Genomic DNA, 14,793 nt, shown 5'->3' with positions numbered 1-14,793 from the left:
CGACTGTGTCGTGTCTCCTTCTCCGATGGTCAGAGCCGGTGTGCTCTGACGTAACTCAAGTCTGCACTAGAGATTTTCGACTGTCAAGGCTGTCGATCCGATGGTGCCGTCGTCCCGCTCGATCCGCCGAGGTCCTCGATCGCCCGCCGCAGCCGGTCGACCTCCGCGTGCGCCGCGTGGAGCTGTGACTCGCTCGCGGTCAGGTCCGAGCGCAGCTGGTCGATGCAGGACGCCGACTCCAGGGAGTGTCCGTCGTCGAGCAGCTCGCGCAGCCTGGCCGCGTGCTCGAGCTGGCGGCGGGAGTAGCGCCGGTGTCCGCCCGTCGAGCGGTGCGGGCTGACGATGCCCGCGCTGTCGAGACTGCGCAGGAAGGCCGGCTCGACGTCGAGGACGTGGGCGGCCTCGCCCATCGCCATCGACGGGTAGTCGGGGTCGTCGAGCCGGTCCAGTCCCATGCGTCTCCGTTCTCCCGGTGATGTACCGGTGGTGAAGTTGCCGATGAGGTAAATCTACCGCTACAACTATAGATAACGTCCTGTCGGTGACGTGCTGGCGAGGAGGAGGGGATGGCGAGGGTGTTGCGGGCGGTGCTGCCGCTGCTGGTCCTGGCCGCCGCGGCCGCGGTGTTGTGGATGGTGCTCGGTGCGGGGACCCCGGTGGAGTGGATCGACCGGGGCGAGGACGTCGTGTGGGTGGTGGCAGCCCTGGTGCTGATCCCGCTCGCGACCGCCGTGCTGGCCGTGTACGACGAGTGGGCCGCCGCCCGCCGGAACCGTGCGGAGCCGGACCGGCGGGTGGCGCGACCGGGCCGCGACCTGACCGCGGTCTGAGCCGGGTCTGAGTCCGGTCTGAGCGCGGCCGGGCCGCGGTCCGGCCGCGCTCGGCCCCGCCCGTGCGGGTGAGGCCCGGGTCTCCCCGGCTTGCCACCTCGTTAGCAACGCGATGGAGTGGGTCGGTGACCCGTTCCCGCTGGCTGGTGCCCGCACTGAGCGTGCTGTTCGTCCCGCTCTGGGCGTCCGGATTCATCGCGGGCAAGATCGCCACCGGCCATCTGGAGGTCCCCGCGGTCCTGCTGTGGCGGTTCGTGATCGCGCTGGCCGTGATGCTGGCGGCCGCGGCGGTGCTGCGGCCCGCGCTGCCGGTCGGCCGGGCCTGGCTGCATCTCGCCGTCACCGCGCTGCTGCTGCAGGTCGGGCAGTTCTCGTTCGTCTACTCCGGGCTCGCCTCCGGGGTGCCCGCCGGGCTGTCCAGCCTGATCCTCGGCATGGCGCCGCTGCTGGTCGGGCTGCTCACCCCGCTGCTGCTCGCGACCCGGCTCGGCCCCGCCCCGGTGATCGGCCTGCTGATCGGGGCGACCGGCGTGTACGTCGTCCTGGCCGACGACCTCGGCGGCGGCCTGGGCTGGAGCGTCGTGTTCCCGGTGCTCGGCATGCTCGCGCTGACCGCCGGGACGCTCTACCAGAAGCGGTTCAACGACCGCACCCCCGTCGTGACGAGCGTGGTCGTGCAGATGGCGACCTCGCTGGTCGCCACCCTGGCGGTGTTCCCGTTCCTCGGGGTGGCCTGGCTGCCGCCGACGCCCGGCGGCTGGCTGGCGGTGGTCTGGCTCGGGGTGATCAACTCGGCGGGCGCGTTCGTGCTGATGTTCCTGCTGCTGCGCTGGCGGTCGACGGTGTACGTGTCGTCGCTGCTGAACCTGGTGCCCGCGACGACCGCGCTCACCGCGGTCCCGGTGCTGGGGGAGCCGCTCACCGCGCAGGCGGTGCTCGGCCTGGCGATCGCGCTGGTCGGGATGTTCGTCGGCCTGGGCAGGTTCCCCGGGCGGTGGGGCCGGGACCGGCCGGGACGCGACGCCGAGCCGGTACCGGCGGGGGCCGCCGTCCCACCACCCTGACCGGGCGCGCCTAGAATCGCCCCCGTGGCGGGACGGATCCGGGACTCAGACATCACCGAGGTCCGCAACCGCACCCGGATCGAGGAGATCGTCGAGGAGTACGTGGCGCTGCGCCGCGCCGGCGCCGGCTCGCTGAAGGGCCTGTGCCCGTTCCACGACGAGAAGTCGCCGTCGTTCACCGTCCGGCCCTCGCACGGCACCTTCCACTGCTTCGGCTGCGGCGAGCACGGCAGCGTCATCGACTTCATCATGAAGATGGAGATGGTCGGCTTCCCCGAGGCGGTCGAGCGGCTCGCCGACCGGTGCGGCGTCCGGCTCACCTACGAGGGCGGCGGCTCGTCGGTGCAGCGCGACCGCGGGACCCGCAGCCGCCTGCTGGAGATCAACAAGAAGGCCGCCGAGTTCTACGCCGAGCAGCTGCGCACCCCGGCCGGCCGGGCCGCCGTCCAGTTCCTGGCCGAGCGCGGGTTCGACGACGCCGCCGCCGAGACGTTCGGCTGCGGCTACGCCCCGGCCGGCTGGGACACCGTGACCAAGCACCTGCTCGGCCAGGGCTTCCAGCTCGAGGAGCTGATCAAGTCCGGGATCTCCAAGGAGGGCAGGCGCGGCGCGATCGACCGGTTCCACCGGCGGCTGCTGTGGCCGATCCGCGATCTCGGCGGTGACGTCGTCGGGTTCGGGGCGCGGCGGCTGTTCGACGACGACGGCATCGAGGCCAAGTACCTCAACACCTCCGAGACGCCGGTCTACCGCAAGACGCACGTGCTGTTCGGCCTGGACCTGGCCAAGCGGGAGATCGCGAAGTCGCGGCAGGTCGTCGTCGTCGAGGGGTACACCGACGTGATGGCGATGCACCTGGCCGGGGTGCCGACCGCGGTCGCGTCCTGCGGGACGGCGTTCGGCTCCGAGCACGTCTCGGTCATCCGCAGGCTGATCGGCGACGACTCGTTCGACCGCGGCGAGGTCATCTACACCTTCGACGGCGACGCCGCAGGTCAGAGCGCCGCGATGAAGGCGTTCGAGGGGGACCAGAGTTTCGCCGCGCAGACCTTCGTCGCCGTCGCCCCGGACGGGCAGGACCCGTGCGACCTGCGCAACAACCACGGCGACGCCGCCGTCAAGGACCTGGTCGCCCGGCGCGAGCCGCTGTTCGAGTTCGCGATCCGCACCGAGCTCCGCTCGCACGACCTCAGCTCGGCCGAGGGCCGGGTCGCGGCGCTGCAGCGCACCGTCCCGCTGGTCGCCCGGATCAAGCGGGAGGACCTGCGCGACGAGTACGCCCGCCGGCTCGCCGGCTGGGTCGGCTGGGACGACATCGCCGTCGTCGTGCGCCGGGTGCGGGAGACCGCGGGCGCCCCGGTCGAGGGCCGGTCCCGGCGCCGGGCCGCGCCGCCCGCGCCGCCCCGCGGCGACGCCCGGCTGCACCTGCAGCGGGAGGCGCTGAAGGCGGCGCTGCAGATCCCCGGCGTCGTCGGGCCCGGGTTCGACGAGCTGCCCGAGGCCGGGTTCACGCACCCGCAGTTCGCGGCGGTGCACCGGGCGATCATGGCCGCCGGTGGGGTCCAGTCCGGGCTGGACGGCCCGGAGTGGCTCGACGCCGTCGTCGCGCAGGTGGCGACCGAGGACGTGAAGCGGCTGGTCAGCGAGATGGCGGTGGAGGATCTGGAGCTGCCCAAGCGGAACACCGACGAGGTGCGCTACGTCAACGGCGTGCTGGCCGGGGTGCGGCTCGGCCTGGTCGAGCGGGAGATCGCCGACCTGAAGTCGCAGCTGCAGCGGACCAACGCGACCACCGACGTCGAGGAGTACAACGAGCTGTTCGGCGTGCTCGTCCCGCTCGAGCAGTACCGGATCGCGCTCCGCGAACAGGCATCGGGGGTGGCGTCGTGACGGGGCTGTGGAGCCGGTTGTTCGGCCGCGATCCGGTGCCGGACGCGGTCGCGGACAACCTCGCCGACGAGGAGGCCGTCGTCGCGACGGCCGAGGTGTCCGGCGGCGGGATGCTCGTCGTCACCTCCTGGGGGGTGTGGCCGCCGTCCGGTGAGCGGATCGGCTGGCACGAGATCGCCAAGGCTGCCTGGGACAAGACCTCGCTGGTGGTGACGCCGACGGTCGCCGAGCAGGTCGGGCCGGCCGTCGAGCTGCTGACCGACGCCCGCCCGGTCCGGTACCGGCTGACCGAGCCTGGGAAGGTGCCACAGGCGGTGCACGAGCGGGTCACCCAGTCCATCCGCACCCGCAACCGGCGCGAACTGCCCGGGGGAGGGGCCTGGGTGCTGCAGCGCAAGGTGCCCGGCCGGGACGGGCTGGTCCTGCAGGTCCGTCCGGACGCCGGCACCGACCCGGTCGCCGCCCGCCGGCTCGCCGAGGGGCTGGCGGATCGGCTGCCCGGAAGCCCGTGAACCCGACCTGGGAACCGGCGCTCTACCGGGCGTTCGACGACCACCGGTCGCGCCCGTTCGTCGATCTCGTCGCGCGGATCGGGCCGCTCGATCCGGCCCTGCCCCGGGTGGTCGACGCCGGATGCGGGCCCGGCCACCTCACCGGGCTGCTGGCCGCCCGGTTCCCCGGTGCGGCCGTCGAGGCGTTCGACTCCTCGCCGGAGATGGTCCGAGCGGCCCGCGCCGCAGGCGTCGACGCGGTGCCGGCCGACGTCCGCGAGTGGACACCGGGACCGGACACCGGGGCGATCGTGAGCAACGCGGTGCTCCAGTGGGTGCCCGGGCACACCGCGGTGCTGCAACGCTGGCTGGCCGCACTCCGGCCGGGCGCCTGGCTCGCGGTGCAGGTGCCGGGCAACTTCGGCGCACCGTCACACGCGCTGATCCGGGAGCTCGCCGCGCAGCCGCAGTGGCGGGACCGGCTCGCGCTCCGCGCTGCCGGGACGGTGCTCGATCCGGCCGGCTACGCCGAGCTGCTGTCCGCGGCCGGCGCCGACGCCGACGTCTGGGAGACGACCTACCTGCACGTGCTGGACGGCGACGATCCCGTCCTGCGCTGGATCGAGGGCACCGCGCTGCGGCCGGTCCGGGACACCCTCGACGACGCCGGCTACGCCCGCTTCGTCGGTGAGCTCGCGCCCCGCCTGCGGGCGGCCTACCCGCCGGGCCCCGACGGCCGGACCCGGTTCCCGTTCCGCCGGGTGTTCGCGGTGGCCCGGCGCCGCTGACCCGCGCAGCCGGCCCTGCGTCAGCTCTCGCCGTCGCGGCGCTCGCCGCCGATCCTGCCCACCACGTTCTCGACCCCGGCCTGCGCGACGCCCGCGGCGCCCTGGACCGCGGGATGGTCGACGGCGCGATGGTAGGCGCGGACGAGCTGCTCGTAGCGCTCACGCCCGGCTCTGGTGCCGAGGACGTACCCGACGGCAACCCCCACGAGGAACCTGACCATTCCCCTCACCTCCCGACCGCGACCGTACCCGGACCGCCGGGGGCCGTCGTGCGGCACCCGGATCCCGGCTCGACCTGCGGTAACGGCGGCCGAACGGGGGGTTGCCGAGGTGCTCCGGAGCGTGTTGTAGAGTTCTATCCGTCGCCGGGACGAGGGTTCGGGCGGCGTGAACGGTCCTCCGTAGCTCAATGGCAGAGCACCCGACTGTTAATCGGGCGGTTATTGGTTCGAATCCAATCGGAGGAGCGCCTGACCAGGGGAAACCCTGGCCCCACAAGATTACCCCGGCAAGATCAGGGGTCGATAAGGGGCCAGGATCGCTCAGCGTGAGAACCCGCAACGATTTTAGTTTGGGTAGCCGTAACCCCTACTCGAGTACGGGCCCGAGTCAGCCGAGAGCCCATGCCGGTCCGAGGACCGTCAACACGGTCTGCCGGAACACATCGAACGTGCCCCAGGAGAATCCCGCCGCGTCGCGGCACTCCGGCAGTACTCGGCCGAGGTTCGACGGGTCCCGCCACCCGCCGAGCGAGTCGGGGAATACCGGCCACGCCCCGTCGGAGTGGACGCGACGGTCGATCAGCATCGCCGTAGCCCAGCGCGGCAACGCGAGGATGCGGTCGCCGGCCTCGGACTTGGCGCCCGGCATCCGGACCAGACCCTCATCCTTGACCCGGACGATGTGTCAGCAGATCGCGACCGTGCAGGCGTCGAGGTCCACCCCGTCCCAGGTGACTGCCGTCGCCACGCCGATCTGGACACCGGTCGCGAGCATGAACCGCGTCAGGTCCGGGATCGCCCAGCGGGAAGCCCTGTCCGCCAACGCCTTCGCCTCGTCGGCATCGCGACCGCCGTCGATCGGCTGCTCGGTCTCCAACGCCGTGAGCCATGCGACCCGCTCGGCCGGCGTCATCGCCCGGGCCTCCCGCTTGCGCCGCCCCGGATGCTCGACATGTCCCGCACCGGGTTCGTCGACAGCGCGCCGAGCCGGAATCCGGCACCGACCGGGGGAAGGGGACGGTGAGCCGTGGCGTGGGATGACCCGCCGGTCGCTGTGTAACCAGAGGCGGGGTAGAGGCAGGAGAGGAAGGAGGAGGCGGGGTAGGAGGAGGAGAGGCGGCCGGTCCGGTGCGCGGTGTGGTGGCGCGCACCGGACCGCCAACCTCTGCGCCCCTCCACGCGATTGCCTTGGGACGGGGGCGACCGTGGGAGACTGGTCGGGTGGGATCGGACAAACGCCCCAAGCGGCGCACGTCGTCGTGGCTCTGGGTTGGGCAGGCTGTCGCGATGGCGCTGATCCTGGCCAGCCAGCTACTCGCGATCCGAGAGCGTGGCGTGACCGGGGAATCGACCGTGATCGCCTCACTGGCCGGGGTCCTCCTGCTAGTCGCCCTGATCGCGGCCTGGCGAGCGCGGCGGCACGAGAACTCGCCATGACCAGGCCGGACGACGCGGGCGGTCGGGACCGGCGTCGCAGCCAGCGGCGCGGCTACACGGTCATCACCTGGCTGTAACCGATCCTGATCGTCACCCAGCTGCTCCTGATCGTCCGGAATGGGCCCGCCTGGTACACCGTCGCGGTCATCGTGAGCGGCTGCGTCGTACTCGCCCTCGCGCTGGTGGAGTTGTGCCGGCTGCGGCGTCTGGATCGGGCCGAGTCGAGCTGACACCATTACCCTCTCGGGCCGTGGCTTGAGCAGAACTACTCCGCGGCAAGTCGGTAGGCGTCGTCCAGCCAGGCACGACGCTGCTGGGGTGTCGAGCTGGACAGAGGTCCGGCGAGTAGCCGCTGAATCTCGGCCTCGTGGAGGTAGCCGCCGACGCAGCGCCGCCAGATCGCGTCGAGGGGGTCACCGAATACCTCCGCCTCGCGCATTGGTTCGGTGTCGCCAGTGTTGAGGACGACGAGTCTGCGCAGCGGCAACAGAGGTGTGGGTTCACCGGCCGCATCGTCGAGGCTATAGACAACACCGGGCACCAGGACCCGGTCCATCCAGCCCGCCATGATTGCCGGCGGCTTTCCCCACCAGTTCGGATGGACAACGACCAGCGTGTGGGCTGCGGCCAACTCGCGGCGATGCTGCGTGGTCAGCGCGTCAGCTCCTGAGGTGAACGCTGAGCGTCCTTCTGGCCGAGTGGTGTCGAGGCCGTCAGGAACCTGAACCGGGTCGAACTCCTCGCCGTGGAGATCGTGCCAGGTGACTTGGTGCCCAGAGTCGCGAAGGGCGTCTCTGGCGATCTCAGCCAGGGCGTGGGAGAAGCTGCCCTGTCGAGGGTGGGCCAGAACGATCATCGACGTTGGCACCCGACGCAGCCTACGTCGCGTAGGGCAGCCCAGCCGATCGCGAGCCCAGCGAAAAGCGGCCGCGGCACTCGCTGCCGGTGTGAACACGGAACCCGGCACAGGCCGGGGAAGAGGACGGTGAGCCGTGGCGTGGGATGACCCGTTCCTGCTCGGTCCGATCGGTGCGATGCGGGAGCTTTCGAGCGCCCGGCCGGGGACGTCGCAGTCACGCCGGTCCGGATCGGCGGGATATGGGAGTTGCTCGGCGGGTCGACCGTCGTCGACCTGTGGCGTGTCCGGCGGGAGTGGGATTTCGCCTGGCCGGACCGCTACCCGCCCAGGTCGAGTGCATCCTCCGTGCCTGGCACGGGCTCGACCGGCGGCCCCGCCGGCTGCTCGATCCGATGCACGGGCTGAACCTGGCAACGCTGGACCTGTCGACCGGGGGAGGTGAGTCCCGCTCGACGCGGGAGTTCACGTCGGGTCGTTGAGCGGCTCGGCGTCGTTCTCGCCGACGCGGGCCTGCCGGCCGACATGGACGGCGTCACCGGTGCCTGCGTCTGGCAGTTCCCGGAGTCGCCGAGCAACGCCACCCTGCGGGCCGGGACGCGCCGCACGACGCCGGCGCTGGACCGGCCGGTCTGCTTCTCGGCCTACCTGCGCGGTTCCGGCCCGGCCCGGGTCCAGGCGATCGGGCACCGCGCGGACGGCACCACCGAGACCCACCCAGGCGCTCAGATCACGCGGCACGCTCGTCACCGCCGCCGATCGCCCCGCCGAGCTCGAGCGCGAGGCCGCGCTGCCGTGGACGCCCGAGCAGCGCCGCGCGGCCGAGGTTGCGGCGGATCGCGACGCCGCACGGTGGCGGGCGCCGGCCGGCGACGCGTAGGCCTGAGCCTGCAGGCCCTACTTGCTGGTCAGCCGGCTGGCCCGCTGGCGCGATACGCCCAGCACCTTCCCGATCTCACGGACCGACAGCCCGTGGTCCTTCAGGCCGAGGGCGGCCTCTCGCGCCGCGCGAGCCGCGGCGCTGCGGGCGGCGGCTTCCGCTGCGCGCTGCCGGTTCACCTCGGCCAGGCGCTCGGACACGATCGCCGGGAGCGCGAGGTGCACGTCGAGTTCGAGCCCGGCGACGTCCTCGCCGGTCATGATCTCGATGAGGTCGCGGGCCATCACCTCGATCTCGGCGACCGTACGGGCCTGGGTCGCGCGGTCGATCTCGGGGACCTCCACGTGCCAGCCGCGCCAGCCCTCGTCGTCGACGAGGGTGGCGTTCACCGTGTAGCTCACTGCCGCCACCGGCCCTTCCCCAGTCCGAGTCTCGCACTGCTTGTAGATGGCCTGGGTGGTCATTCTCCTTGACCTCGCGGTGCCGGGGGACGGGGATGATGGTCGTCCCGATCCGGTAGACGGTGTGGTTGGCACCCTCGCGGTCGAGGCCGAAGGTCACGCCCTGGCGCTTCGCCTCGCGGCTGATGCGCTTCACGTTGTCCCGCGGCTTCGTCATGAGTGTGGTCAACCCCGCACTAGACAGGTAGAGAGCGGATTCGGCTAGTGCGGGACAGCCACACCGGCCGCTGGGTGCGGCCATCGAACGCGGCCGTCGCGGGTTCGGATCTCGGTGAGGGCGGCGGCTCCCGCGCCTTCACGCGACACACACCGTTCAGCGTGGGCCCGTGCCGGTCGGCGCGTTCGGGTCGGGCAGGTAGAAGGCCGTGGTCGCCTCGACCGCGGCCGCGACCTGGTCCGGATCGCCGCCACCGGCCAGATGGGCCTCGCCCCAGGCCGCGGCGCTGCGCCGGCTGAACTCGCGTCCGTCGGGCGATGCCTGGAACTTCTCGTGGTCGAGGGTCCCGCCGCCGCCCAGGAGGGTGGCGAGGGCGAGCAGGTGCAGGTCCCAGCCGACGCCGCCGGCGCCGGGGCCGTAGGTGGGGAACATCGGCTCCCCGACGGCCGCGGCATGGACCAGCTCGAACGCGGTGCCGCCCGACGGGCCGGGGGACAGGCGCACCTCGACCTCGCTGGTTCCCGGCCACTCGTCGGCCTCGGGGCCGAACATCCAGGACACCCGCAGCAGGTGCGGCGGCTCGCAGCGGAGGATGTCGCCGTGCTCGCCGCCGTCCAGCGCGAACGTCCCGCCGGGGCGGAGATCGCCGGAGACCGGTCCCAGCCAGCGGCTGAGTCGCTCGGGACTGGTGAGGGCGTCCCACACGTCGTCGGGATGCGCGTCGTAGTGACGCCTCAGCTCGATGGTGTAGGCGTCGCCGGCGGGTAGCTCCGCCGTCCCCATCGTGCGGCGTGTGGCGGCCAGCTCGTCGAGTACGTCCTTCATCGTCATGTCCCCTTCGTTGATGGATCGGCGGCCGCATCACCGGGCCCGGCCGGTGCGGCGGGCCCGTCGCCCGCCGGGCGCCGGGCTGCACGCCGGCCCCGGGCCAGCTCGGTTCCCAGGGCGTCCAGGCGTTGGTCCCACAACCGGCGGAACCGGTCCAGCCACGCGTCGACCTCGCTCAGCGGCGCGGACTCGACGGCGTAGAACCGGCGGGTGCCGGCGGCCCGCACGGACGTGAACCCGGCGTCCCGCAGCACGCGCAGATGCTGGGAGACGGCCGGCTGGGAGATCCCGAACTCGGCCCGGATCGCCTCCGTGATCGCGCCGGAGGTCCGCTCGCCGTCGGCGAGGAGCTCCAGGATGCGTCGGCGCACCGGGTCGCCGAGAACGTCGAACGCGTGCACGCGCAGGAGAATGCCAAATGAAACTTATATAAGTCAACGCTGGCTGACTGCGGTGTCGTCCGGCGCCGGGGACGTACGGGCAGTCGTCGGTTACGCGTCCGGGGCGTCGACCGCCCGCGCCCCGCCCCGCCGCCACTCGTTGGGCGTCGTGCCGTAGGCGGCCTTGAACAACCGGCCGAAGTGCGACGGGGCGACGATTCCCCACCGGCTGCCGATCGTCGCGACCGCGAGATGGGCGAGCCGCGGGTCGCGCAGGTCTCGCCGGCATTCCTCGAGGCGTTGCTGCTGGATGCTGGCGTGCAGGCTGACACCTTCCCGCGCCAGCGTCGCGTAGAGGTGCCGCACCGACACGTGCTGCGCGGCGGCGATCCGGGCCGCGGTGAGATCCCGTTCGTGCAGGTGGTCGCGCACGTACTGCTGCACGCGGAGGGTGAGCGAGGCGTCCAGCGGCTCGGCCGCCGGCCCGTCCGCACCGGCGTGCACTGCGAGCAGCGCCCGTACGAGCTGGACACTCGGCACGGCGACCGTGTCCGCGGCGTCCGGCCGGTCGAGGGCCGAGGTGCGGGCGAGGGTCGTGAAGAACGAGCTGACGGCGGCGGCGAGCGGGTTCGTGTCGGCGCCGATCCGCACCCCGAGCAGCGGGTCGAGCCGGCGCTGCGGCAGGGCGAGCGCGTTGCGGGGGACCCGGAAGTAGTGCAGCTCGGTCTCGCCCCGGTTCTGCACGGTGTAGGGGCGGGTGCTGTCGTAGATCGTCATGTCCCCGGGACGCAGCACCGCCTGGCTACCGGCCTGTTCGACGATCGTCGTACCGGCGACCTGGACCGCGAGGAACACCTGCGGGACGTGGTCGCGGCGGACGAGCGCGGGGGTGCGGTGCAGCGCGTTGGCGCTGGAACGGGCGGAGGAGAAGTTCACCGGGCCCGCCTGGCTGACCCGGAGGTCGACCCGGATGTCGGCCGGGTCCGGGGTGAAGGTCATCTCCACCGGCAGGACGTGGTTCCGGACGGCGTCGTGGAGGAACTCGACGCGGTCCCCGGCGGGGATGTCGGCGATGCGCAAGGTCAGTGCCACGTGTTCCACCCTCGGAGCGGTACTGGGGCCGGACGTGCACGTTCAGCACAGCGCTGTGCAGTTCCAGTCCACCGCGCAACGGTGCGGATGTCCAGCATCCTCTGTGCCGCCCGACCCGTGGAGGATCGATGACCGACACTCACCCGACGCCCACGCCTGCCGAGCAGGAGGAGATCGACCGGGCGAACACCTCGGGGAAACAACCGGTGGTGTTCGTGCACGGGCTGTGGCTGCTGGACTCCAGCTGGGACCGGTGGGCGGCCTTCTTCGAGGACGCCGGCTACGTGGCCGTCACCCCCGGCTGGCCGGACGACCCGGCGTCGGTCGAGGAGGCGCACGCGCATCCGGAGGTGTTCGCGGGCAAGAGCGTCGGCGACGTCGCCGGGTACCAGCAGATGATCATCGAGCGGCTGGATCGCACGCCCGCGATCATCGGCCATTCGTTCGGCGGGGTGCTCGCGCAGATCCTCGCCGGGCGGGGATTGTCCGCCGCCACCTGCGCCATCGATCCGGCGCCGTCGCGCGGGGTCCTGCCGCTGCCGGTGGCCGCGCTGAAGGCCGCCTCTCCCGTGCTGGTCAACCCGGCCAACCGGCACCGCGCCGTCACACTCACCTTCGACCAGTTCCGGTACGGCTTCGCCAACGCCGTCGGCGAGGAGGAGGCGCACGAGCTGTACGAGCAGTTCCACGTCGCCGGCTCGGGCGTCCCGCTGTTCCAGGCCGCGTTCGCGAACCTCAACCCGGCCACCGAGGTCAGGGCCGAGAAGACCGGCGCCGATCGCGGCCCGATGCTCGTCGTCTCCGGCGAGCTCGACCACCAGGCCCCGCACGCCATCGCCTGGGCGACCTACAACGCGCAGAAGAAGAACGAACACTTCGTCACCGAGTTCGTCGAGATCCCGGGCCGTGGCCACTCGCTGACCATCGACTCGGGCTGGCAGACCGTCGCACAGACCTGCCTGGATTTCGTCTCCCGGTTCGTGAAGTAGGACCGGGGTCCCGCCGCCGGCGAGCCCGGAACACACCATCCCGTCGTCGGGGACGGGCCGCACCTGGTTCGCTACCGTGCCCCGATGGCCCGTGTCGTCGTGTTCCACCACGCCCAGGGGCTCACCGACGGCATCCGGTCGTTCGCCGACGAGCTGCGCGCCGACGGACACGACGTCACGGTGCCCGACCTCTACGACGGGGCGACGTTCGACAGCCTCGACGCCGGGGTGGCGCACGCCGAGCGGATCGGCTTCGGCACCCTCGTCGGACGCGGTCGCGACGCCGTCGACGGCGGTCCGGCCGAGGTCGTCTACCTCGGGTTCTCCCTCGGGGTGCTGCCGGCGCAGATGCTGGCCCAGACCCGGCCCGGAGCGCAGGGGGCCCTGTTGTGCCATTCCTGCATCCCGACCGCCGAGTTCGACGTCCCGTGGCCGCAGGGCGTCCCGGTCCAGATCCACGCGATGGGCGGCGACGAGCTGTTCCGCTCCGACGGCGACCTCGACGCGGCGCGCGACATCGTCGCGTCGAACGACGACGCCGAGCTGTTCCTGTATCCGGGCGACCGGCACCTGTTCACCGACAGCAGCCTGGCCGCCTACGACCGCGACGCCGCGGCCCTGCTGAACCGGCGCGTCCGGGCCTTCCTCGCCGGCATCGGGTGAATCCCGCCCCGCCCCGGCCCCACCATGCGGTCGGCGGCGCGAGGTACTGCATTCAGGCGACGCGGTCCCGATTCGACTGCGCAACGATTCGTGGCGCACACATGCGACATCCGTCGGGTCGGGGGGCCGGTGACCGTGAGTCGATTCAATAAGCTTGACTTCGGACCGCCGGCGGCGGAGCGCGACTCCTCGCTGGAGGAGGTGTTCATCGAGTCCGATCTCTTCCGGAATCTGTGTGCGGGGCGGACCTCGGTGGTGCTGGGGAACCGGGGCGCCGGAAAGAGCGCGCTGTTCCACATGCTCGCCCGCCGGACCCGGGCGCGCCGGAACCAGGTGATCGAGCTCGTTCCGGAGGACTACTCCTACGAGATGCTGCGGTCCAGCCTCGCGGACGAGGAGCGCGGTTCCTGGGCGAAGCAGGGCGCCTACGCGGCGGCCTGGAAGTACATGCTCTACGTCGAGGTCATGAAGCTGGTCGCCCGTCGGGACGGGCGGAGCGACGAGGCCGGGGCGGCGCGGATCCGGCGCTACGTCCGGGACCGTCACCGGACGTCCGACCTGGGGAAGCTGGACACCCTGATCTCGTACCTGAAACGCCTGGAAGGCATCAAGATCGGCCCGTACGAGGCGGCGGCCAAGACCCGCGAGCTCCATTCGCTGTACAAGCTCGAGGAGATCGCGAGGCTGATCCCGGACATCGAACTGGCGTGCCGGTCGCGTCCGATCGTCATTCTGGTCGACGAGCTGGACAAGAAGATCGCCTGGGGCGAGCGCGAGCTGCTCGCCATGATCGCGGCCCGGATCCGCCGGTCGGTGCCCAAGCTCCGGAACCTGTCCGACGAGCAGGTGTGGGCCCGGTTCTTCGAGTACCGCCTGCCCGACGGGACCAAGTCGTTCGACTACGTCCTCGCCCGGACGTTCCACCGCCCGCGGGAGGTCATCCAGTTCTGCGCGGAGGTGATCCAGGCGGCCCGCCGCAGCGGGACGATGGCCTGCATCGACCGCGAGATGATCGAGCAGGTCGAGCACCGGTACTCGCACGAACGGCTGCAGGACACCGCCGCCGAGTTCCGGTTCTCCTATCCCGGGATCGCGTCGGTCTTCGAGGTCTTCCGGGGCGGGCCGCAGCGGCTGTCACGCGAGGAGCTGGAGTACACCTGCCTCCGGATCGCCGACGGCGACGTCGGTGTCGACCGGCGTGCCGAGGCATGGGTCGAACGCTTCGACGAGCAGGGGATCGTGGAGGTCCTCTGGCACGTCGGCTTCCTGCAGGCCGGGGTGCGTCGCTCGGGCGCGCCGGACCAGGAGTTCATCAGCAGGCACACGTTCCCGCACGCCGGGGTGCGGCGTGCCGAGGAGTTCCGGATCCACCCGATGTTCGCCGCGTACCTCGGGCTCGCCGCGGACACCCCCGCCGCTCTCGGGGGATGACGCGCCCCCGCTCAGGGCGCCCGGAAGTCCAGCCCCCGCCCGGCGAGGGCCTCGGCGAGCACGGCGACCGCCTTCGGTCCCACGCCGTGGATCGCCAGCAGCTCCTTCCGCGAGTGACCGGCCACCAGCTGCAGGCTCGTGATGCCGTGCAGGGCGAGCTCCCGCGCCGCGGTCCGGCCGATCCGGTCGGGCAGATCGCCCACCGGGCGGACGTCGGGTGTGCCGGTCACGAGGTGCTCCCGCCCGCGCCGCCGGTCCCCGGCCGCACCGGCCGGTCCTTCCGTCGCTGTCCGTCGCTGTTCGCACGGGATCGTCGCATCCGCACGGGATCCGAT

At 72.1% G+C, this 14,793-nt stretch carries 19 protein-coding genes and 1 tRNA gene; 10 read left to right on the top strand and 10 right to left on the bottom strand.

Annotation, left to right across the window (positions count from 1 at the left end):
• Positions 1-83: 83 nt before the first annotated feature.
• Entirely contained in the window at positions 84-455 is a 372-nt protein-coding gene (locus ABD160_RS08405; protein ID WP_344020135.1) for a helix-turn-helix domain-containing protein, read from the bottom strand.
• A 111-nt stretch (positions 456-566) separates the two neighbouring features.
• Here ABD160_RS08405 and ABD160_RS08400 point away from each other — a divergent pair, with 111 nt between their 5' ends.
• The 5 genes from ABD160_RS08400 to ABD160_RS08380 all read left to right on the top strand — a co-directional run bounded on the left by ABD160_RS08400 (position 567) and on the right by ABD160_RS08380 (position 5,063).
• The gene (locus ABD160_RS08400) at positions 567-830 is read left to right on the top strand and encodes a hypothetical protein (protein ID WP_344020133.1); all 264 of its coding nucleotides are present in this window, start codon (positions 567-569) and stop codon (positions 828-830) included.
• A gap of 125 nt (positions 831-955) precedes the next feature.
• Positions 956-1,894, top strand: coding sequence for a DMT family transporter (locus ABD160_RS08395; protein ID WP_344020131.1), 939 nt, complete (start codon positions 956-958; stop codon positions 1,892-1,894).
• A 24-nt stretch (positions 1,895-1,918) separates the two neighbouring features.
• The gene (dnaG, locus tag ABD160_RS08390; RefSeq protein ID WP_344020129.1) at positions 1,919-3,784 is read left to right on the top strand and encodes a DNA primase; all 1,866 of its coding nucleotides are present in this window, start codon (positions 1,919-1,921) and stop codon (positions 3,782-3,784) included.
• On the top strand, positions 3,781-4,296 hold the full coding sequence (locus ABD160_RS08385) for a hypothetical protein (RefSeq protein ID WP_344020127.1): 516 nt from the start codon (positions 3,781-3,783) through the stop codon (positions 4,294-4,296). The genes dnaG and ABD160_RS08385 overlap by 4 nt, the downstream gene beginning before the upstream one ends.
• Complete coding sequence (locus ABD160_RS08380) at positions 4,293-5,063, top strand: trans-aconitate 2-methyltransferase (protein ID WP_344020126.1); 771 nt, start codon at positions 4,293-4,295, stop codon at positions 5,061-5,063. Before ABD160_RS08385 ends, ABD160_RS08380 begins: the two co-directional genes overlap by 4 nt.
• Positions 5,064-5,083: 20 nt before the next feature.
• Here the strand turns inward: ABD160_RS08380 and ABD160_RS08375 are convergent, their stop codons facing one another.
• Entirely contained in the window at positions 5,084-5,284 is a 201-nt protein-coding gene (locus ABD160_RS08375; RefSeq protein WP_344020124.1) for a hypothetical protein, read from the bottom strand.
• Positions 5,285-5,458: 174 nt separating this feature from the next.
• On the opposite strand from ABD160_RS08375, the gene ABD160_RS08370 reads away from it, so the two are divergent.
• Positions 5,459-5,530 (top strand) — tRNA-Asn (locus tag ABD160_RS08370).
• 142 nt (positions 5,531-5,672) lie between these two features.
• On the opposite strand, the gene ABD160_RS08365 is transcribed toward ABD160_RS08370, so the two are convergent.
• Positions 5,673-5,933: a hypothetical protein gene (locus ABD160_RS08365; RefSeq protein WP_344020122.1), complete on the bottom strand. Its 261-nt coding sequence runs from the start codon at positions 5,931-5,933 to the stop codon at positions 5,673-5,675.
• A 36-nt stretch (positions 5,934-5,969) separates the two neighbouring features.
• On the bottom strand, positions 5,970-6,197 hold the full coding sequence (locus ABD160_RS08360) for a hypothetical protein (RefSeq protein ID WP_344020120.1): 228 nt from the start codon (positions 6,195-6,197) through the stop codon (positions 5,970-5,972).
• A 374-nt stretch (positions 6,198-6,571) separates the two neighbouring features.
• Between ABD160_RS08360 and ABD160_RS08355 the strand changes: the two genes are divergently transcribed.
• Positions 6,572-6,721, top strand: coding sequence for an LPXTG cell wall anchor domain-containing protein (locus tag ABD160_RS08355; RefSeq protein ID WP_344020118.1), 150 nt, complete (start codon positions 6,572-6,574; stop codon positions 6,719-6,721).
• 265 nt (positions 6,722-6,986) lie between these two features.
• On the opposite strand, the gene ABD160_RS08350 is transcribed toward ABD160_RS08355, so the two are convergent.
• The 5 genes from ABD160_RS08350 to ABD160_RS08330 form a co-directional block, all read right to left on the bottom strand.
• Positions 6,987-7,589: an NAD(P)H-dependent oxidoreductase gene (locus ABD160_RS08350; RefSeq protein ID WP_344020116.1), complete on the bottom strand. Its 603-nt coding sequence runs from the start codon at positions 7,587-7,589 to the stop codon at positions 6,987-6,989.
• Positions 7,590-8,474: 885 nt separating this feature from the next.
• A complete protein-coding gene (locus tag ABD160_RS08345) occupies positions 8,475-8,921 on the bottom strand; it encodes a hypothetical protein (RefSeq protein ID WP_344020114.1) in 447 nt (148 codons plus the stop codon).
• Positions 8,922-9,231: 310 nt separating this feature from the next.
• Positions 9,232-9,906: an SRPBCC domain-containing protein gene (locus ABD160_RS08340; RefSeq protein WP_344020113.1), complete on the bottom strand. Its 675-nt coding sequence runs from the start codon at positions 9,904-9,906 to the stop codon at positions 9,232-9,234.
• Complete coding sequence (locus ABD160_RS08335) at positions 9,903-10,304, bottom strand: ArsR/SmtB family transcription factor (protein ID WP_344020112.1); 402 nt, start codon at positions 10,302-10,304, stop codon at positions 9,903-9,905. Before ABD160_RS08335 ends, ABD160_RS08340 begins: the two co-directional genes overlap by 4 nt.
• A gap of 90 nt (positions 10,305-10,394) precedes the next feature.
• On the bottom strand, positions 10,395-11,375 hold the full coding sequence (locus tag ABD160_RS08330; protein ID WP_344020110.1) for an AraC-like ligand-binding domain-containing protein: 981 nt from the start codon (positions 11,373-11,375) through the stop codon (positions 10,395-10,397).
• Between the two features lie 128 nt (positions 11,376-11,503).
• On the opposite strand from ABD160_RS08330, the gene ABD160_RS08325 reads away from it, so the two are divergent.
• The 3 genes from ABD160_RS08325 (at position 11,504) to ABD160_RS08315 (ending at position 14,458) form a co-directional block, all read left to right on the top strand.
• Entirely contained in the window at positions 11,504-12,364 is an 861-nt protein-coding gene (locus ABD160_RS08325; RefSeq protein ID WP_344020108.1) for an alpha/beta hydrolase, read from the top strand.
• Positions 12,365-12,448: 84 nt separating this feature from the next.
• Complete coding sequence (locus ABD160_RS08320) at positions 12,449-13,027, top strand: dienelactone hydrolase family protein (protein WP_344020105.1); 579 nt, start codon at positions 12,449-12,451, stop codon at positions 13,025-13,027.
• Positions 13,028-13,162: 135 nt separating this feature from the next.
• Positions 13,163-14,458 carry a P-loop ATPase, Sll1717 family gene (locus ABD160_RS08315; RefSeq protein WP_344020103.1) on the top strand — a complete coding sequence of 432 codons (1,296 nt, stop codon included), beginning with the start codon at positions 13,163-13,165 and terminating at the stop codon, positions 14,456-14,458.
• A gap of 11 nt (positions 14,459-14,469) precedes the next feature.
• On the opposite strand, the gene ABD160_RS08310 is transcribed toward ABD160_RS08315, so the two are convergent.
• Positions 14,470-14,688: a helix-hairpin-helix domain-containing protein gene (locus ABD160_RS08310; RefSeq protein ID WP_344020101.1), complete on the bottom strand. Its 219-nt coding sequence runs from the start codon at positions 14,686-14,688 to the stop codon at positions 14,470-14,472.
• Positions 14,689-14,793: the final 105 nt, after the last annotated feature.

Source organism: Pseudonocardia kongjuensis (assembly GCF_039526905.1).
In the GTDB taxonomy this organism is placed as follows: Bacteria; Actinomycetota; Actinomycetes; order Mycobacteriales; family Pseudonocardiaceae; genus Pseudonocardia; species Pseudonocardia kongjuensis.
Note: the sequence above shows the minus strand (reverse complement) of the source record. Positions and strands in the feature narration are given on the sequence as shown.